General features: G+C 37.0%; 20 protein-coding genes and 1 riboswitch. Of the genes, 6 read left to right on the top strand and 14 right to left on the bottom strand.

Annotation, left to right across the window (positions count from 1 at the left end; genetic code table 11):
- The 4 genes from DZB84_RS12750 to DZB84_RS12735 are packed head-to-tail and all read right to left on the bottom strand — an operon-like array spanning position 1 to position 2,370.
- Positions 1-576 carry a ferric reductase-like transmembrane domain-containing protein gene (locus DZB84_RS12750; protein WP_116352648.1) on the bottom strand — a complete coding sequence of 192 codons (576 nt, stop codon included), beginning with the start codon at positions 574-576 and terminating at the stop codon, positions 1-3.
- Positions 566-1,501, bottom strand: coding sequence for an FAD:protein FMN transferase (locus DZB84_RS12745; protein WP_223254443.1), 936 nt, complete (start codon positions 1,499-1,501; stop codon positions 566-568). The genes DZB84_RS12750 and DZB84_RS12745 overlap by 11 nt, the downstream gene beginning before the upstream one ends.
- The gene (locus DZB84_RS12740) at positions 1,476-1,724 is read right to left on the bottom strand and encodes a hypothetical protein (RefSeq protein WP_116352647.1); all 249 of its coding nucleotides are present in this window, start codon (positions 1,722-1,724) and stop codon (positions 1,476-1,478) included. Before DZB84_RS12740 ends, DZB84_RS12745 begins: the two co-directional genes overlap by 26 nt.
- 13 nt (positions 1,725-1,737) lie before the next feature.
- Positions 1,738-2,370 (bottom strand): stalk domain-containing protein, encoded by a 633-nt coding sequence (locus DZB84_RS12735; RefSeq protein WP_116352646.1) that lies wholly within the window; start codon positions 2,368-2,370, stop codon positions 1,738-1,740.
- Between the two features lie 349 nt (positions 2,371-2,719).
- Here DZB84_RS12735 and DZB84_RS12730 point away from each other — a divergent pair, with 349 nt between their 5' ends.
- Positions 2,720-3,259, top strand: coding sequence for a hypothetical protein (locus tag DZB84_RS12730; RefSeq protein WP_116352645.1), 540 nt, complete (start codon positions 2,720-2,722; stop codon positions 3,257-3,259).
- Between the two features lie 219 nt (positions 3,260-3,478).
- Here DZB84_RS12730 and DZB84_RS12720 read toward each other — a convergent pair whose 3' ends face one another.
- On the bottom strand, positions 3,479-4,117 hold the full coding sequence (locus DZB84_RS12720; protein ID WP_116352644.1) for a pyridoxamine 5'-phosphate oxidase family protein: 639 nt from the start codon (positions 4,115-4,117) through the stop codon (positions 3,479-3,481).
- A gap of 167 nt (positions 4,118-4,284) precedes the next feature.
- Between DZB84_RS12720 and DZB84_RS12715 the strand changes: the two genes are divergently transcribed.
- From DZB84_RS12715 to DZB84_RS12700, 4 genes are read left to right on the top strand one after another with little or no spacing between them, the layout of a single operon-like run.
- Entirely contained in the window at positions 4,285-5,421 is a 1,137-nt protein-coding gene (locus DZB84_RS12715) for an ABC transporter ATP-binding protein (RefSeq protein WP_116352643.1), read from the top strand.
- Positions 5,418-6,344, top strand: a complete 927-nt coding sequence (locus DZB84_RS12710) for a carbohydrate ABC transporter permease (RefSeq protein WP_116352642.1) — start codon at positions 5,418-5,420, stop codon at positions 6,342-6,344. Before DZB84_RS12715 ends, DZB84_RS12710 begins: the two co-directional genes overlap by 4 nt.
- Entirely contained in the window at positions 6,341-7,153 is an 813-nt protein-coding gene (locus DZB84_RS12705; RefSeq protein WP_116352641.1) for a carbohydrate ABC transporter permease, read from the top strand. The genes DZB84_RS12710 and DZB84_RS12705 overlap by 4 nt, the downstream gene beginning before the upstream one ends.
- Positions 7,154-7,170: 17 nt before the next feature.
- Positions 7,171-8,532 (top strand): ABC transporter substrate-binding protein, encoded by a 1,362-nt coding sequence (locus tag DZB84_RS12700; protein ID WP_411266264.1) that lies wholly within the window; start codon positions 7,171-7,173, stop codon positions 8,530-8,532.
- Between the two features lie 92 nt (positions 8,533-8,624).
- On the opposite strand, the gene DZB84_RS12695 is transcribed toward DZB84_RS12700, so the two are convergent.
- From DZB84_RS12695 to DZB84_RS12680, 4 genes are all read right to left on the bottom strand, one after another.
- The gene (locus DZB84_RS12695; RefSeq protein ID WP_116352640.1) at positions 8,625-9,257 is read right to left on the bottom strand and encodes an FMN-dependent NADH-azoreductase; all 633 of its coding nucleotides are present in this window, start codon (positions 9,255-9,257) and stop codon (positions 8,625-8,627) included.
- 207 nt (positions 9,258-9,464) lie between these two features.
- Positions 9,465-9,761, bottom strand: a complete 297-nt coding sequence (locus DZB84_RS12690) for a rhodanese-like domain-containing protein (RefSeq protein ID WP_116352639.1) — start codon at positions 9,759-9,761, stop codon at positions 9,465-9,467.
- Between the two features lie 55 nt (positions 9,762-9,816).
- Complete coding sequence (locus DZB84_RS12685; RefSeq protein WP_116352638.1) at positions 9,817-11,511, bottom strand: FAD-dependent oxidoreductase; 1,695 nt, start codon at positions 11,509-11,511, stop codon at positions 9,817-9,819.
- A 148-nt stretch (positions 11,512-11,659) separates the two neighbouring features.
- The gene (locus DZB84_RS12680) at positions 11,660-12,055 is read right to left on the bottom strand and encodes a DsrE/DsrF/DrsH-like family protein (RefSeq protein WP_116352637.1); all 396 of its coding nucleotides are present in this window, start codon (positions 12,053-12,055) and stop codon (positions 11,660-11,662) included.
- A gap of 363 nt (positions 12,056-12,418) precedes the next feature.
- Positions 12,419-12,520: riboswitch (purine riboswitch) on the top strand.
- 116 nt (positions 12,521-12,636) lie between these two features.
- On the opposite strand from DZB84_RS12680, the gene DZB84_RS12675 reads away from it, so the two are divergent.
- Positions 12,637-13,830, top strand: coding sequence for a NupC/NupG family nucleoside CNT transporter (locus DZB84_RS12675; protein WP_116352636.1), 1,194 nt, complete (start codon positions 12,637-12,639; stop codon positions 13,828-13,830).
- A gap of 62 nt (positions 13,831-13,892) precedes the next feature.
- Here DZB84_RS12675 and DZB84_RS12670 read toward each other — a convergent pair whose 3' ends face one another.
- The 5 genes from DZB84_RS12670 to DZB84_RS12650 form a co-directional block, all read right to left on the bottom strand.
- On the bottom strand, positions 13,893-14,354 hold the full coding sequence (locus DZB84_RS12670; RefSeq protein WP_189655237.1) for a DUF1259 domain-containing protein: 462 nt from the start codon (positions 14,352-14,354) through the stop codon (positions 13,893-13,895).
- Positions 14,355-14,529: 175 nt separating this feature from the next.
- On the bottom strand, positions 14,530-16,866 hold the full coding sequence (locus DZB84_RS12665) for an ABC transporter permease (protein ID WP_223254446.1): 2,337 nt from the start codon (positions 16,864-16,866) through the stop codon (positions 14,530-14,532).
- A 10-nt stretch (positions 16,867-16,876) separates the two neighbouring features.
- Entirely contained in the window at positions 16,877-17,638 is a 762-nt protein-coding gene (locus DZB84_RS12660) for an ABC transporter ATP-binding protein (RefSeq protein ID WP_116352634.1), read from the bottom strand.
- Positions 17,639-17,771: 133 nt separating this feature from the next.
- Positions 17,772-19,037: a HAMP domain-containing sensor histidine kinase gene (locus DZB84_RS12655; protein WP_116352633.1), complete on the bottom strand. Its 1,266-nt coding sequence runs from the start codon at positions 19,035-19,037 to the stop codon at positions 17,772-17,774.
- Positions 19,034-19,723 (bottom strand): response regulator transcription factor, encoded by a 690-nt coding sequence (locus DZB84_RS12650; RefSeq protein ID WP_116352632.1) that lies wholly within the window; start codon positions 19,721-19,723, stop codon positions 19,034-19,036. Before DZB84_RS12650 ends, DZB84_RS12655 begins: the two co-directional genes overlap by 4 nt.
- Positions 19,724-19,904: the final 181 nt, after the last annotated feature.

Genomic DNA, 19,904 nt, shown 5'->3' with positions numbered 1-19,904 from the left:
TTACGGCGTTTTTTTCAGTACCTTTCTTTTGTTGTTACCAGTTGACTCAAGGAGACTTTCCACATAACGAAAGACCAGTAACATTATAACCAGTATGGTCCCGCACCCATATATAAAGGCCGCCCAAGGTTGGGTAGAATCTGTCCCCATGATGATGCCATGAAGGACCATTAGAAACCATGCAGGTATGACAAGAAAGTGAATTTTTTTCCACAAAGAACGTCCTAACGCTTTGATGAAAAAATCTGAAGTCCCTAAGGTCACCAAAAATAAATAAAAGGATATTGATCCAATTCCTGAAAAGACTGGGTCATTATCCGCTGAAAACGGAATCAATATTTCAAAGATAGTGTATGGCATATATGAATCTACCAAAAGTAATGTGGCATGAAATACAACCGTCAGCATTCCTATCCATCCACTTAATTTATGCAATTCAAGCATTAGTGGCTTTTGCTTTTTGAAAAGAGATAGACGGTTCATCAAACCGGCTGCAATCGAGAGTGTAAAAAGAAAGTATGCTAAGAAACCGGATATACGGATTAAACTCCAAGTGTTTAGCCAATCAATGTTCATTTTCTCTACTTCCCCCAATCTCTATTTTTCCATTAGCTTTAACAAGAACATAACTAAATTTCCGATTGATTTTAGAGAGCACTGATTTTACAGATGCAACATCGTCCATAAAAAATAGTTTTGCACTGATTTCGGCATCTAGACAATGTTCCGTTACAACCGTTGCCTGGACGATTTCTGATACTGCGGGCATTCCGGTTCTTCCGTCCAAAATATGGTGTTTCTTGGTTTCCCCCTGCAGCCAGCTTCTATAGATGGTATTGGAAGTAGCAACGCCTCCATTACGAATTGAGAAAGACCCGATTTCCTTTCCTTCGTCAAAAGGGTCCATAATCCCAATCGTCCATGCTTTATCGCCTTTTGACCACATCGCCATATCACCGCCACCGTCCACAATTCCATACGTGCTACGTGTGTGATTCTGCAACCATTTTGAGACAGCTTCCACGGCATAGCCTTTCGCAATTCCACCAAGGTCTACTTTTTGATCCGTCTTTTTCATGACCTGACAACCTTCCATAAAAATAAGCGACTGGTCTTCATTTTTATATCTCGGAATCATCTCATGGTGTGGTGCAACCTCAAAAGGAAATGATTGCTTATATCCATGAACCTCTAGCTGTGTCAGCAGATAGGGCGAAAAACGTCCCTCTGTTTTCAACCGATATTCTTCTGCCTTTTTTAAAAGGTCAAAAAGAATTGGCGAAACAACAATGATTGAGTCCCTTTTGACTTCATTCAAGGAGCTTAGCTCATTGTTGCGAAGAAATCTTGAAAATTCCCGTTCCATGTATTGAAGAAAAGAAAGAATGGTCTCTTTCCAATTTGTGTTGTACTCATTCGAAATTGCAATATAAAAGGAAGTATTCATCACATTTACCTGTAAAGAATCAATCTCATCAAGATCTTCTGGTGGTACGTTCACGTTCAACCGCCCCTTGATTGTCATTTACTTGAATGGAAAATTCACTCCAGTCAAGCTGGATTAACTCTTTTTCCCGTTCACTCATTGAATCATTTATTTCCACTGCCATTGCAGTTGAATTCTTTGTATCAACATTGGGATCATTTATTTGTCCAATTACTAAAGCAGAAAATGCCGCCCCTGTGATACCAACAATCCATTTTGCTTTATTGTTCGCTTTCATCCATCATCACCTCTTACATCATTTTATTCATCGTAATCTTACCATTAGCCTCATCCCAGTTCACTCGGTATCCGAAAGCAGTTGCCATCACTGAAATGGGCAGATAGACAGACTTCTCGAAATACTGAGCCCTTGTCGGCATTGGTGTTTTCACCATATTCTCATAGACTACATTGGAACCTGCACGAATAATCAGCTCCACCTGATTAGTTGAAGCTTCGAAGATTCTACTTTCTTGATAGAATGTGTACTCCGCACCAAAAAACTTAGCCATTTTCTCACCAGAAATGAGCAATTGACCGTCCATAGGTACGATATAAAAACGTTCACTTTTTCCATTCAGTTCAACTGTGACTTCTTTTGGCTCTTGAAAAGGAAGATTATCAGCTATTGAAGTGACGGTGTCTCTCGTCCAAATATTCCAATAAGATGGTTGAATCTGATTTTCGTGGAAGTAGTTTCGATTATCATAATCCTCCTCTTCCTCCCATTCTCCATGTTCATCATCTTCCTCTTCATATCTTTCATACCTTTCATGCTCGTCTCGTTCATAATCGTCATCATCGGCCTTTACTATATTGACAGATTGAAAAATGAACAAGAGCAAGACCACCGATAAGATCCATGTAAATTTTCTTGTTTTCATACTTTTCGCCTCCTTGTAAAAACATATTAATCAGCTTTTCTGAAAAAATAATGAAAGACAGATTCATTTTTTAACAATGGCTCTTTTTTAAAAGATTGTTGCTATTGGATAACCATAATATTGGTTGAAGTGGAAGGTGGCGACTCCTCGAAAATGCATTCGCATTTTCTTCGTGCGGTGCAAATTCAAGGGAGAACTTTCAAAATGCAGCGGAAAACATCTGTGTCAATAACAAGAAAGATTGCGAAAACAACCTTAACAAAAAAACACTCAAACAGTTTTTCAGTTATTTTTCATTTTTCGAGTTTAGTCTAGTAACGATAAATCTTAATTTAAGAAGGAGATTTTTATGAAATACATTAAAATGTTACTACTCCCATTTTTTATTGTTTTTACACTTAGTTTCTTAATTATAGGAAATCACCCTGTTTCGGCAGACCATGATTTTGACGAAAGATATGAACATCATGATGACGAGGAAGGAAAATATGAAGATGTAAGTAAAGCAGTTGGCTGGGGTACGGTCATTACACTAGGTGCTGCTGGATTCATTTTTCCGATTAGACGATCCATGAAATGGCTAATCAGTAATTATCCAAAATCGAAAAAGACGTTTATTTCTACTTCCAAGTTTTTTGGAAAATACCATATCTCAATCGGAATCCTTGCCCTGGCTTTAAGTATCATTCATGGGATTACCATGTATGTAAGTGAAGGTGAATTGGAGGGTGATGGTATTATTGGATTGGTAGCCGTTCTATTAATGTTAGTTGCAAGCCTATTCGGATTGATATTATCGAAGAATAAAAAAGGGAAAAGTCTGCGAAATACCCATATGACCTTGATCGCTCTCACTCTATTTATTGTCTTTGTCCATATCATTTTGTAATTGAAAGGACCTGCTCCCAAGTACAGGAACGCTTTTGTACAATGGGGGCAGGCCCTTTTTTCTTTTGTTCTTTAATTCACGACTGCTTCGACCTAGCTCAATATTTTACCGAGAAGTATACCCAGCATCCCCATGGATTGTTGTTCCTTTAATATTTGAAGAAGGCCCAGATGCCAACCATTTCCTTGCTTGATCATTTGTTGTATGACACATCTTTATCTAGTAAAGTCTTTTTGTATAACTTTCATCTAGTCTGTCTTGAATGGATTCAACAGTGCTATTAGGGAGATTAGCATGTTCAAATAGTATTTTGGATGCAGATGGTAATGTGGCTTTATCAGCCCAAGTATTTGGATTCCATAGCCCTGATCGTTTAAAAGCTTTTGCACAATGAATGAAACATTCTTCTACCTCTACACCGATGCCCAAAAGAGGGCGTTTATCCTTTACAGCCATTTTCTCAAGCAATTCTTCATCGTTTATTATTGTTGCATTGCCATTCATTCTTAGCGTCTCTCCAAGCCCTGGGATTAAAAAGAGAAGACCTATCTTGGGATTGGACAAGATATTACGCAAAGAATCTATTCTTTTATTGCCTGGTCTTTCTGGTATGATTAACTGTTTTTCATTTAACACAAGAACAGATCCTGGCTGGTCTCCCCTTGGTGAAACATCACAAAATCCAAATTTATCAGACGTAGATAAAACGACAAACGGTGATTTAGAAATAAACTCTTTACAGTGATGATCAATATATGTAATACCCTTATTTTCTACTAACTCACTTGGAAAACCTATTATCGTACGTAATTCTTCCTCTGTTTCAACTGAATTTTTAAATGCCCCACTTTTTATCAATGAGCTCACTCCTCATATACGGATTACTAACCCCCATTGTACCACGAGGATTCATAATTCTCTTTATATTCGCATTTTTACATAATGTAATGAATATTTTATAAGTAATTAATAAATAACCCTAAAATTTCCAAATTAGGTTTCTTGTAAAAGAAAGGATTGATCGAATGAAAAAAGTCGAACTCATCAATATTTCGAAATCCTATGATAAGACAACAGAAGTCATTTCAAATATCAATGTCACCATAAACCCTGGAGAGTTTTTTGTATTAGTGGGTCCTTCAGGTTGTGGGAAAAGTACGATGCTTCGAATGATCGCTGGATTGGAAGATATAACAGGAGGCGTTTTAAAGATAGGTGATAAAGAAGCAAATCTATTGCCACCAAGTAAAAGAGATATTTCGATGGTATTTCAAAACTATGCTTTGTACCCTCATCTCTCCGTCGAGGAAAATATCGTGTTTGGTCTACATGTTAAAAAAGTTTCAAAGGATGAACGTAAGAATCGCTGTACGCAAGTAGCAGAAATGCTGGGTCTATCAGAACTACTAAAGCGGAAGCCACGAGAACTCTCTGGAGGTCAAAGACAAAGGGTAGCATTAGCAAGAGCAATTGTTAATCAAGCACCGATATGTTTGATGGATGAGCCTTTGTCTAACCTAGATGCAAAATTACGTGCACATATGAGATCTGAAATTCGACAGATCCAGCGAAAGCTTGGTATTACGATGATTTACGTAACACATGACCAAGTTGAAGCCATGACAATGGGTGACAGGATTATGATTTTACACAACGGAAAGATCCAACAAATTGGAGAGCCGATCGAAATCTATAACCAGCCTGCAAATCCTTTTGTAGCAACCTTTATTGGATCTCCCCCAATGAACTTAGCAAGGGGAATTGTACATAAGGAAAAGAGAGAAATTTCGTTTGGAAACAATGTCACCATAAAAGTTCCAGAAAAAGATACACATCTATTAAACTCTGACCAAATCATTGTCGGTATTCGACCAGAACATTTAAAGCCTGCCGTTAAGGAGGTAACAAATATAAATCATATTTTTGCAGAAGTAAAAAATGTAGAGGTCTTAGGAAATGAAACGATCCTTGCTTTTGCTTTGGCGGACAAGGAATGGTTGGCAAAATGGAATGGGCAATGGAAAGTTCAATTAAATCAGGTCATACGGATAGCAGTACACTATGACTCTATTTGTTTGTTTGATGGTGAAACTCATGAATTACTCAAGTCACCTTCAAACATTGAAAATTATGTGATCGATCGTGAGGTGACCATCGAATGAGTTCTGCTTTAAACAGCAAAGAATACAAACCTCCAAAAATGAATTTTTGGAAACGATCACTGAATGCACGAACTGCTCTTTTGTACTTATTACCATCTATTGTCTTATTCAGTGTGTTTGTTTTCTATCCGATGTTTCGAACGATATACTTAAGTTTTTTTCTTACCGATCAACAAGGTCATGCAGCCCTTTTTGTTGGACTAGAAAACTACACCTATTTATTTGAGTCAGATAGCTTTAAACAAAGTACAAAAGCAACCATATTATTTGTCCTTTACACGGTACCAGCAACGATTATTCTTGCATTGTTTCTATCATTATTAGCCAATGAAAAACTGAAAGGGATTGGTTTTTTCAGAACAATCTTCTCATCGACGATGGGGATATCAGTTGCAGCCTCTTCCGTTGTTTGGTTGTTTCTTTTTCATCCTAGTATTGGAATGTTTAATCGTTTCTTAGGAATCTTTGGTTTAAAGGACATTCAATGGTTATTAGACCCCGAATGGGCCTTACTATCCGTCTCCATTTCAACTATTTGGCTTAATCTTGGTTTCTCGTTCTTAATTATTCTTGGGGGATTGCAAAACATCGATGAACATTTGTACGAGAGTTCAAAAATTGATGGTGCTGGTTATTTTTATCGGTTAAGAAGAATTACGATCCCTATGCTCTCTCCTACTTTGTTTTTTATCATCACCATCACGATGATTAATGCCTTTCAAACGTTTGGACAAATTGACATCTTAACAAAAGGTGGTCCTTCAGAATCTACGAATCTTATTGTTTATTCCATCTATAAGGAGGCATTTATCAACTATCAATTTGGAACAGCTAGTGCACAAGCAGTCTTTTTATTCATTACGATTTTAATTGTCACAATTCTTCAGTTTAAGTTTGGTGAAAAGAAGGTGCACTATCAATGAACAAGCCCACAAAAGTTTTATTTTATGTCCTTTTAGTATTAGCTGCTTTCTTAGTGTTTTTCCCTATTTTATATGCTCTCATGATCAGTTTCATGGGCAGTAAGGAAATCTTACAAGGAAGCTTCTTCCCCGAGTCTATTAACTTTGATAACTATGCCAAGGCATTTGACCGATTACCATTGATGAAATATTTATTAAATAGTTTTATCGTCTCTACAACTGTTATGTTAGGCCAATTAATCGTATCGAGTATGGCAGCCTATGCCTTTGTGTTCATTCCATTCAAAGGTAGAAATTTCGTTTTTTTCCTATTCATTTCTACCATGATGATTCCATGGGAAGCCACGATGATTCCAAACTTTTTAACGATTCAAAAGTTGGACTGGATTAACACGTATCAGGGATTAAATGTCCCCTTCTTCGCCCTTGCATTTGGAACGTTCTTACTTCGTCAGCATTTCAAGACCATTCCAAAGGAATTGCATGAAGCTGCACAGGTTGCTGGATTAAGTAGATTTCAATTTTTTATAAGGGTTATCCTTCCTGTTTCTCGAACTAGTTTGGTTACTTTGGGGGCATATGGTTTTTTAACAACATGGAATATGTACCTATGGCCACTTTTGGTCACAAACAACGATTCTGTAAGAACCGTACAAATAGGATTAAAGCAGTTACAAACACAAGAAATGGCGACAGATTGGGGGGTGGTCATGGCAGGAGTTATGGTAGTAATTATCCCAACGTTAATTTTATTATTCTTAGGACAAAAGCAGTTACAGAAAGGTTTATCACAAGGGGCATTAAAATAAGAGGGAGGTTTAAAAGTGTGAAGAAATCTACAAAGTTTTTTGCTGGGTTGTTCATCATTGGCTTACTTTTTACCACTGCTTGCTCAAATAGCGCAAATAAAGATAATAAGCCTAAGGATGAAGGAGCGGAATCAACAGGACCAACAGAAATCGTTTTTTGGCATGCAATGTCTGGTGCTGGCCAAGAAGCGCTCGACGAAATTGTGAATGACTTCAATACATCTCAAGATAAAGTAAAGGTGAACGCTGAATTCCAAGGTACGTACGAAGAATCATTAACAAAATTCCGAGCTGTTGGAGGCACGAATGATGCACCAGCCATTATTCAAACATTTGAAGTAGGAACAAAATATATGATTGACAGTGGTTTCATTGAACCGATGCAATCATTTATTGACAAAGATAATTATGATCTGTCACAGCTTGAAAAAAACATCTTAAACTACTATACGGTTGATGATAAATTGTATTCAATGCCGTTTAACTCGTCTACACCGATTTTGCTGTATAACAAAGATGCTTTTAAAGAAGCTGGTCTAGACCCTGAAAACCCACCAAAAACCTTCAGCGAAATAAAAGCTGCGGCAGAAAAATTAACAAAAAAGAATGGTGATAATACAGAGCAATACGGTTTTTCTATGCTAACGTATGGCTGGTTCTTTGAAGAACTTGTCGCTACACAAGGCGGTCTATATGTAAACAATGATAATGGTCGTTCAGATGATGCGACAAACGCCGTTTTTAATGGTGAAGAAGGATTACGTGTTTTTAAGTTTTTAGATGAGATGAATAAGGCTGGTACATTTGGAAATTTCGGAACGAATTGGGATGACATTCGTGCTGCCTTCCAAACTGGAAAAGTAGCCATGTATATGGATTCCTCTGCCGGAACGACAAACGCCGTTAAAACGGCTCCATTTGAAGTAGGTGCTGCTTTCATTCCACATGCAGATGAAGTTGAGAGCAATGGGGTAATCATTGGTGGAGCTTCCTTATGGATGTCAAAAGGAATTGATGAAGCAAAGCAAGACGCGGCATGGGAGTTTATGAAGTATTTGGCAACTCCAGAAGCACAAGCAAAATGGCATGTGAAGACAGGATATTTCGCCATCAATCCTGCAGCATATGAAGAACAAATCGTAAAAGATCAATGGGAAGAGCTACCACAATTAAAAGTAACGGTCGAACAGCTTCAAGCAACGAAGCCATCTGTTGCCACACAAGGTGCATTGATTTCCGTATTCCCTGAATCAAGACAACAAGTTGTAACGGCATTAGAAAACTTATATCAAGGTCAGGATCCTCAAGAAGTACTTGATAAAGCAGCAGCAGAAACAGACCGTGCGATTGAAATAGCCAATAAAACCAAAAAGAAATAAAAAGGAGGCCCTCCCCTCAGTTCGTAGGGGGCTGGCCTCTTCATATTCATTTTCCAAAAAAGGGACCAGGAGAACCGTCCCCATGGTTCCTATTAAACCAATACGCCTGATAATTTTTTAGCTAAAGCTTCAACTTTTTCTAGTCCTTCAGCTATAATGTTTTCGGCTTGGTCTGGTGCTGCAGCATGACCTTCAATAATGACTTCATCTGTGATTTCCATACCGAATACACCGCCAGCTACATTTTTAATATAAGTAGCAGCCATTTCCATTGGTGCTGTTTCTGGTGTGGAGTAAATACCACCACGCGCACTTAGAATAACAGCTTTTTTATCAGTCAATAGTTGCACTAATTGACCATTTTCATCATATTTGAATGAGTAACCCGCTTGGTACACATAGTCGATGAATGTTTGTAATTTAGCTGGGATTGTTAAATTCCATAATGGGAATACAAAAACAACTACATCTGCTGCTGTTACGGCATCCATTGCTTTTTGCTTTGCCGCTAAAATACGTTTCTCGATGTCTGTCATTTCTTCGCCTGATTGGATTTTACCAAAAGCGTTGAATAAATCTTGACCGAGGTAAGGCATATCTTCTGCGAACACATCGTAAGTTATTACATTTACTCCTTCAATGTTATTCATAAAAGTTTCATACATTTTACTTGAAACAGCTTCAGAAGCTGGACGATTATTTGCTTTTACTACTAAAACGTTCATATATTAACTCCTCCATTTATCTTGGATTTAATTATCTCGAAAGTATTATACTAAGATAATATGAAGGACAATTCAATACAACTTTACTACCAATTTTTTCTGTTGCTTTCTACTAGCAGTGACTTACCCCGGTGCGGAACCGCTCCTGAGGGGTATCATTTACTAAGTGTCAATGTCTGCAACATTTTGAAGATATTACCAATTGGGTTATTCTACGGATCCTTCCCATGCAAGCATTCCGCCCTCCAAGTTGATCACCTTGAACCCCTGATTTTCAAGGAATTGAGATGCTCTTCCACTTCTACCGCCGGAACGACAAACCATTACATATTCTTTTGATTTATCAAGTTCATGCATGCGAAATTCAATTAAACTTAGCGGAATATTGACTGCTCCAGGAATTTTACCTGCTGCAACTTCATCTACTTCACGAACATCAATAATATTTAATGTTTTTCCCTCTGCTAATAATTCTTCAACTTCTTTTGCAGTATATTTTTTCATGTTCCTTCCTCCTAAAACGTTTATCATCACTAGGCACTTATAGTATCCTCTTTACTTATTTAAAGTTATATTCAGTTACGATTTTATCTCTACCTGTTACTAGGTCATTAAAGTATTCATATAGATTAACACCTAAATAGGACCCAGAAATATTGTATACATTGTCATAGCCTAAATGTTGCAAGGCCATTACCATATTATAGCTTCTTTGCCCTGAACGACAGTGAACATAGACAGGTTGATCTGTTGGAATTTCATCAAGTCTATTCCTAAATTCACTTAATGGAATGTTTACCGCATTTTTAAAATGGCCAGCCTTATATTCCCCTTTTTCACGTGCGTCAATAATATACGCATTGTTTTCTACTAATTCTCGAATTTGTGATACTTTCACTTCTTTATATCTACCTTGAAGTAGGTTTAGTCCCACTAATGCCGCATGATTTACAACATCTTTAGCTGTCCCTAACATTGGGGAATAGCTTAATTCAAGGTCTTTTAAGTCTTCTAATGTGCCGTTCATCGTAATCATCGTTGCGATGACATCGATTCGTTTGTCGACATTTCCTTTTCCAATTGCCTGTGCACCTAAAATTCGACCTGTTGGGTATTCATAGATCAATTTAAAATGCATTGGATTACTATTTGGCATAAGTCCCACTTTATCTCCTGGCATTAGATAAACATAATCATGCTGAATTCCAGCTTGCTCAGCTGTTCTTGCATTTAGACCAGTAGACGCTGCATTTAGTTCAAACAGTTGGATGGAAGATGATCCAATTACCCCTAAATTCCTACTCGGAATTCCATACATATGGTCAGCGACCGCTCTTGCTTGTTTTTGGGCCGGACCTGCTAATGCTAGTCTCGTTGGCTTGTGTAATAATCGATGATACACTTCAATGGCATCTCCAACCGCATAAACATCCTTGTCATTTGTTAAATAATTGTGGTCCACCTTAATGGCACCCGTTTCACCAATTTCAAGACCCGCTTCTTTTGCTAAACTCGTTTCAGATCGTACGCCAATGGCCAATACGACAGCCTGCGCATCTATTTTCTTACCTGAGTTTGTTGTAATATGTCCCTCACCAATTTGGGCTAATCCATCATCTAGAACAAGGTTTACACCACGGTCCACCATTTCTTTATGAAGGATTTGTGCCATATCATAATCAAAAGGTGCCATGACTTGCTTAGCAAACTCAACTAAAGTTACCTGATAACCAGCTAACTTCAGGTTTTCCGCAACTTCAACTCCGATAAAGCCACCACCAATAACAGCTATATCTTGAATGTTGCTTTGTTTAATATATGAATTGATTCTCTCAATATCGACTACATTACGTACCGTAAAAACATTAGAATTGTTAATCCCCTCTATGTTTGGACGAATAGGTGTCGCCCCTGGGGAGAGGACTAATTTATCATATTTTTCATCATAGGTTTTATTGGTTAAAACATCTTTAACAGTGATTGTTTTATTACCGCGGTTAATTTGAATGACTTCTTGATGGACCCTTGCTTCAATCTTGTAACGATTTTTAAACACTTCAGGAGACATTAAAACAAGTTTCTCACTATCTTCAACAATCCCACTTAGGTGATAAGGTAAAGAACAATTCGAAAAAGAAACATGAGGACCTTTTTCGAACATGATCACTTCCGCACTTTCATCCAATCTTCTTACCCTTGCAGCAACTGATGCCCCACCAGCTACCCCACCAACAACTAATACTCGTTTTGACACAGATATCCCTCCCAGGAATAAATTTGCTACCTATATCTTTCCTAAAAACAATATGTTTTCATCCGCCTACCCTCAAGGGGTATATTTTTTATATTTTTATACAGTGAGGGAAATCCCCACTGAATATTAGTGTTCTATTTTAATGTCTTTAGAAAGTTAGTGTTGGAGACGCATCTTTTGCGTATTCTAGGAATGTTACGGCTCCCCCAACCTCAATACCATCAACGAAATCTTCTTTAGTAAGCCCCATTACGTCCATTGTCATTTGACATGCAATAAACTTCACACCTAAATCTTGTGCCATTTCAACCAAATCCGGGATATTAGGTACATTCGCTTTTGCAAAACCTTCAGCAAAATGTTCCTTTCCAGCTGGCATTTCCAATGCATGCATTCCTTGTTTATGAATGAGATTTAAACCTTCAAAAGTAAAGAAGATCGCAACTTCTTTATCTGAAGCTGCTGCTGCTGTTGCGATATTAAATACTTTGTAAGCATCAAACATTCCACCATTTGCTGCAATAATTGCTACTTTATTTGACATATTAAATTCCTCCAATATCTATTTTAATATTTTATTTCTACTCAACCCAGTTGAGCTAGGTAGAACTTTGATCTTATTAATAAAGCCACCTAAATACCCACATAGGTATAATTTTAACTAAATTTTTTTCGCAGTGAAATTCACTACACGACTTATAGTATACCCCTATGGGTAAAATGTCAATGTGTTTATTCTCTTTATTTTTTTGTTGGTACTTTATGGTTTTGTTCCTTTTACTTTAAATAGATCAATCCTTTAGTTGTGAAGATATATAGGTTTGAAAAAATGTAATTCAGTAAGTTCAGTATTTTATTACTTTTTATTGACCTATTGTTTGTTTAAAAAACGTCTGTTAAAATTCAAAAATCAACTTCATACGACCCTTATATATCTATGGAAATATGGTCCATAAGTCTCTACCTGGCAGCCGTAAAGTGCCGGACTATAAGGAAAGTAGAACGCAGGTGCATTCTCTTCTTTCTTTATAGATTGAGAGGATGTACTTTTTTTATTCACACATAAGAATTCATACTTATACCGATAATAAAGGTCGTAGTAGAAGCTATTTTAGGAGGTTATTCATGGATATTTTATTCGGTTTATTATCCCTAGTGGGTTTACTATTTATAGCTTGGCTTCTAAGTAAAAATAAAAAGGCCATTAAATGGCGTACGATTATAGTTGGTGTAGTGTTAGAAGGCATTTTTGTATACTTTATGCTTAATGTTCAGCTTGGTCGTTGGGTTCTGACGAATGCTGCCCAAGGCGTGCAGCACGTCCTCAACTATAGCCAAGAAGGCATTAATTTCTTATTTGGTGGTTTATTTGCAGAAGGAACGAACATCGGATTTGTTTTCGCGATACAGGTATTATCTGTTATCATTTTTATCTCTGCACTTGTCTCCGCTCTCTATTATCTGCGAATCATCCCAATTGTCGTACGGGGGCTCGGTTGGGTTGTCGGTAAAGTATTTGGTACCACTCGTGTTGAATCTTTTAATACAGTTGCAAATACAATGTTAGGCGTAGTAGAATCACCGTTACTGATCAAGCCTTATCTTGCTAAATTGACACGTTCAGAATTATTCACCGTTATGGTTGGGGGCACAGCTTCAGCAAGTGGCGCGATTCTCTTATCCTATGCTCAAATGGGGATAGATATTAGGTATTTACTGATCTCCGTATTCTCCGTTCCATTTGTTGCTATTGTTATGTCTAAAATGATGGAACCCGAAACAGAAAAATCTGAAACGAACGAAGATGTTAAAATGGAACAGGCAGGATACACAAATATTTTTGAAGCTATTTCTGAAGGGGCTGTGAGTGGAGTTAAGCTTGCTGCAAGCATTGGTGGTTTACTTATTGCGTTTATCAGTATATTGGCTTTAGCAGATGGCATCTTAGGCATCATCGGAATGGATTTAGCTACGGTATTTGGTTATGTATTCTATCCTTTCGCTTTACTTGTTGGGATTCCTGTTGAAGATGCTTTCCGTGCCGCATCCATTATCGGAACAAAGATTACAGCCAATGAACTGATTGCCTATCAGGACCTACTCAAATTACAAGGTGAACTAAAACCACAAACGATTGCAATTTTAACAGTTGCATTATGTAACTTCGCAAACCTCTCTTCCATTGGACAGTTAATTGTTGGTCTTGGTTCATTAGCACCATCAAAGAAAAAACTAATAGCCTCAATGAGTTTTAAGGCCATCATTGCCGGAACGTTAGCAAGCTTTATTACAGCTATTTTTGTAAATATGTTTATATAAACACAAAAATAGAGACCTGCTCCCATGTAACGCAATAATGTTAATGGCGGCAGGTCTTTTTCTTATTTTTGTTGGACTACATCTATAGCGGATTTGACCGTTTGAGCAAGGGTTTCGGGGTCACCTTTACCTTGGAAATGGAGATAAAGGACCATAGGCTTCTCAAACCAATGATTATGCAATGCTGAAACTTGTATACCCCCTTTTCGAAGTGAATCAATGACAGGATTTACTTCTTGAGGAAGCAATGCAAACTCTCCCAGAACGAGTGTTTCATTTTCAGTCCTTTCAAAATCAGCATTAAGTGAAAGCCCCGCCAGTTCCGGAGAAACCTTTACTCCCTCTACCGAGACGTTCAGGTTTTTACGACTAACCTCCACTTTACAAATTTTTCCCGTCTGCTTTACGTGATCTGCAAACAGATTCTCAAACAAACGACATTCAGAGTCTCCTGCTCCATAAGTTGTATCAACTGGATACCATAAGGACAAGCACAGAACGAAAATTGGAATTATTTTTTTCAAAATCAAACCTCCTATTTTTTTCTTTATTATGTGCTTAACCTGACAATCCATAGCTTTTTTTAAAAGATTTTTCTCTTTTTTGGTGTTATTAATGATTGAGCAGTCAATCTACAAGAGTAAAACAGAACCTACCCCCTATACAATTTCAGGGGCAGGCTCTTTGATTTGATTCATTCTATTCAGTTATTAAACCATATGCAGAAATTTTCTTTATTCTTCGAGACACAAGCATGGAGACCAAGTAGGCTAAAATAAGGATTCCCACACACAGCATAAAAATAGTTGGTAAATGAACGATAAAATCCAAACGTTTAACCCCCGCACTAGATAACAATACCGAAAGCATAGGATTCGTAAAAAAGTACCCAAGTACACCACCGATTGCAACACCCGTAAGGATCACAGGGAGAAAGCTAATCGATATTTGATTCATTAGTTGTATCGTGGTATAACCTATTGCTTTCATGACACCGAACTCTTTCTTTCGCTTAATAATCATCGTTTTGATAACCAGGTATAAAATCATCACAACAACTAGAACGGTAATTGCCAAAACCATTACCATAACAGCATACACTGCAGCCGTATACATACCTGTTTGGGTCTCTATGTTTTCATCGATATCTAACGTATCTGCTATATTGTCCCCATACTGTCCCTCGACCCTTTTGATAAAGTCTTTGTTCGAGATTCCATCTAGGTAGGCATAAAGGGTCGTACCTTGATAATCGGTTTGTAATTGCTGCATTCCTTCCATTGTTAATGCAGCTACCTGTCCTAAATTACCAATTGATTGACTTAGACCCGTTACCAAATATTTTTTTGTTTCAGCTCCGTACTCTACCTCAACTGTATCACCAATTCCTTTATTTATTTGATCGGATACAACCCAGGAAATGGATATTTCATTTTCATATTTTGGTTGACGCCCTTCATAGACGATATTATTCTCTAACCGGTCATAACGATCCGTAATATTTGTATATACGGTTTGACCATCTATTTTTGTTGTCATTAAATCGAATATGTTCACTTTCCTTACATGGTTCATTTGTTCAATATCTCTCAATAATTCACTTGTATCTATATCTGGCTTAACTGCAATCAATACATTCGCAGGTTCTGAGCCAAACAAGTTAACAAATGCAGTCTTATCTGAAGCGATGTTGTAATAAAGGACCATGGAAAAGACGGAAGCAAACGTTAATGCAATAATAATGACAAGAATCATCATATTTTGTTTCGCATTTGCTAGCATCGATTTAATTGCAAGTAAAAAGTGCAGACCACCCTTTGCTTTATCCAAAGGGAAGTGATTTTTTCTAAAACTGTGAGTTTGAATCCCCCCCCGAAGCGCCGCAACAGGTGAAATTTTTCGAACACGGAAGGCGGATAGTATTGTAACAATTACTACACTTAACATAACAAGGAAAATACTGATTAAATTCATGATGCCATCAAAGCTTTGAACCCATACCAAACCAGATAAAGTCGAAAGAATTCCTCCAATAAAAGGCATTAGTCCATATGACAAGGCAACCCCTACTGTACTTGCAATAAGAGCAATTGAGCTAAACTGGAGTATAATAGACGAAAGAATTTGTCCACTTGTATAGCCGATTGCTTTCAGGGTTCCGATATTTGTCATCCCATCTTCAATACTATTCGAAATACGGAAGCGGATGACAATTAACGATACAAGTACGATAATTGCAGCAAAAATAACTAATATGGTCGCTATGATGTTAATCGTCAATGTACTTACGTTTTTCACCAATTCGATATCTAATCCCCATATATAGGAAGTAGATTCTCCTACAATCGATTGCGGGAATTCCTTTGAGAAGTCACTTAGTACCTTCGACGATTGAGTTTTATCCTTCATTACTGCAGATATAATCATCCCTTTTGATTGGCCGTCTAGATTGTCTGTTAATGTATGATAGGATGACTCTGGTAGCATAAACTTCATGATCCCGATGTTGGTTGTACCCATGATTGTAGTTTCTAAAAATCCAGCAATTCGATAATCGTAGTCCATATTTTGATAGGTAATGGTAAAGATATCACCTAATTCATATCCCCCGTTTGTTTTAAAACTATAAGGTAGATAAATATCATTTTCACTTGATGTATTTAGCTTTTCAATTAGCTTGAGCGGTCCAATACTGCGATTGTTCTCAGCATTAAAAATAGCGACAGTACTCGTTAATTCACTGTTACCAAAATGAAAGGTCGCAATATTCATCATGACGATCTCTTCTGTCTCAGTCTCAGTTACTCCAGAATAGCCCGCTAAAAACTCTTCATAAGCCGGATTAAAACCTGCTTCGGCCATCATAATCGTGACATGTGGATCATTTAATTGTTCAACTTTATGATCAAAAAACGGATTGATTTGAGTGATAACCATAAGACCAATATTAAGTAGTAAGGCAGCGACCAAAATAAAGATAAATAATGAGATATGGGCAGATTTACTTTTTTTAATATTCGTCAAAGCTAGATTCATAATGTTCACCTTACCACCCCATTTCAGCAAGGAAGGTCTTCAGCTTTTCATGGCGCTCTACATTCTCATTTTCACTATATGCGCCTAGCTGCAAGTCACCGCAAATCACGCCATCTCGTAAATATAGAATTCGATTTCCACGTAATGCTGTTTTCAAATCATGAGTTACCAAGACAATACTTTGACCACTCCGATTCACATCTGTAAATACATCTAATACACGATCGCTAGATGCCGAGTTTAATGCACCAGTTGGTTCATCTGCAAATAATATTTTCGGGCTATTAATGATTGCTCTCACAATACCTACTCGTTGAGCCTCACCGCCAGAAAGCTGACTCGGAAATTTGGACCAAGAATTTTCAGTGATTCCTACTTGTATTAATCGTTCTTTCACTCTTTTTACAAGTTCACGCTTATTCTTATTTACTAAAAATCCACTTGCTAGTACATTATCAAGTACACTCATATTGTCGAGTAAATAAATTTGTTGGAATACAAAACCACAATTATTTCTTCTAAACACCGCTAGTTGGTCATTATTCAATGTAGCTAAATTTTTTCCAGCAAAATTAATTTCACCTAATGTCGGCTTATCCATGCCACTAATTGCATAAAGTAGGGTAGACTTTCCCGATCCAGAACTGCCCATTATAATCGTGAAATCCCCTTCTCCTAAACTGATATCTAAATTCTTTAAAACATGCTGCTGAATACCACCGCTTGAAAAGGTTTTACACAGCTTCTCCGTTCGAATAATTGTTTTTGTCATGATTGATTGGCATCTCCCTTTATATCATTCATTTTTCAACCAAAGAAAAAAAGACCGCAATAAAGATTACAGTCTTATCATACAAAATGAATTCTTATTAAATCTTTGTGCAATTCTTAACTAATTCTTAAATCTACGCAAGCTTGATTTTCAATACGACTGTGAACCCGTCTTTTCGGTTGTTACAGCTAATATGGCCATCCATATTTTCCATGAAGTATTTTGAAATATACAGACCCAGTCCAGAACCATTCTTACCTTCGATATTTTTGCCTCTAAAATATTTATTAAAAAGTAAAGGTACTTCTTCCTCGCTAATTCCCGGTCCGAAATCTTGAATATTTAGTTCAAGATACCCATAATTAATTTGTGATTTAATCATGACTTTTGTTCCCGCATATTTATATGAATTACTGATAATATTGTCTAGTACTTGCTGCATACGCAACCGATCCATTAAAAGAATACATGGTGGTATTGGATCATAGACAATTTGCTGATCATAATTGACATTTTCAATCATATCAACTAGTACCTCACTTGATTCTTCGGTTACTGTTAATTTTAATTGTTGCAGTTCTTCTAAAGTGGCATGAAACATATCTGTAATAAGCAAATTAATTTGCTCGGCTTTTGAATAAATAGTATTCACTTGTTTCATTACCTTATCATCGGTTGCCTGCAAAAGCATTAACTCACTAACCGCTTTAATTGAAGCGACTGGCGTCTTAATATCATGACTTAATGTAGCTACAAGCTCTTTCTTACTACGGTTGGATTCATATTCCCTTTGACGTGCAGCTTCGAGTTCTTCTCGCAGGATATCAAAACTTTCCGTGAACGCACCAAAGTAATTGTTCTTCTCCATATTTAACGGGATATCTAGATGACCTCTAGCCACATTCGCTGCGAATTGTTGAAGCTGCTGAAATGGTTTCAAAAACGTACTGTAAATATAAAAGATATAAAGAATAAGCACGATCATTAATAGTCCGAATATCAAACTTAAAAGTGTGACTAGTTCACTTTTTTGTTGGTGTACCATTTCTTGTTCATTATTTTGAATAACGATTTTCCCAACAATCTCGTTGTTTTTCTCCAGGTCTATCAATATATCTCTATTTTTAATAGCATTGTATACATCGACAAAATCACTTCCAGGTGTTTGATATATCACGCTTTCTGAGTTATCAATGATGGAAAATGGTTGTTTTAGATCGATATTGAAGAAGGTTTCTTCACTAATCTGTCCCCAATTTTTTTCAGTCGTTTTAACCACATCATTGATGGCGACAAGATCCACTTCTGAAATCTTATTATTCTTAATCACTATAATGGAGAAGACAATGCCCACACTAAAAATGACGAAAATCGAGCCAATTAGTAATTTAATTCTCATTGGCTGGTATCCTCTAGAACATATCCTGTTCCCCATACCGTTTTAATAAATTTCGGGTCCTTTGGATTCCTTTCAATTTTTTCTCGTAAATGACGAATATGTACATTGAGGGTTCCATCCCCTACAAAAGAATCTTCCCATACGTTTTGAAACAATTCATCCTTTGTAATAATTCGATTTTTATTTTTTGCCATATAAAATAAAAGCTTATATTCCATCGCTTTTAATTGAATCTCTACACCATTTACGCGGACACGTTGCAGATTTGTGTCAATTTGTATGTTTCCAAAATCAAAAACTTCTTGTTGATTATTAGAACCATTGCCAAGTCTTTTGAGTACTGCTTTTACTTTTGCGAGTAAGATACTGAGTGTATATGGCTTCTGAATATAATCGTCTCCGCCTATGTTTAGCGCAATGAGTATATCATCATCGCTAGAACGGGCACTGATAAATAAAATCGGAATCTGTGTTGTTTGGCGCAATTTTTTGCATAAATCAAAGCCTGAAGAATCCCCAAGATTGATATCCAGAAGGATCAATGACGGTTCATTGTCTAGCATGAAACGCTCGCACTCCTCAGCACTTGTTACAAATGTCGTTTTGACTTCAAACATATTGAAATATTCACTCGTTGTTTCGGCTAAAGCCATCTCATCATCAACGATCAAACAATCTACTTTCATCACAAATCTCCTAAAAAATTTTTTCCTCATATTGTTAATGGATATATACAGTATATAGTAGATTTTGTTAAGTGGGTGTAAAATTTGGGGGCTTCATATTTACTAGAAAGATGTTATGAAAATGGTGCTGACACTTTTGAGGTAACATATTTGAGCAATTCAAAAAAGCAACCAGAGAAAA

The sequence above is a fragment of the Bacillus sp. HNG genome, assembly GCF_003400205.1.
Taxonomy (GTDB): domain Bacteria; phylum Bacillota; class Bacilli; order Bacillales; family Bacillaceae_L; genus Ferdinandcohnia.
Note: the sequence above shows the minus strand (reverse complement) of the source record. Positions and strands in the feature narration are given on the sequence as shown.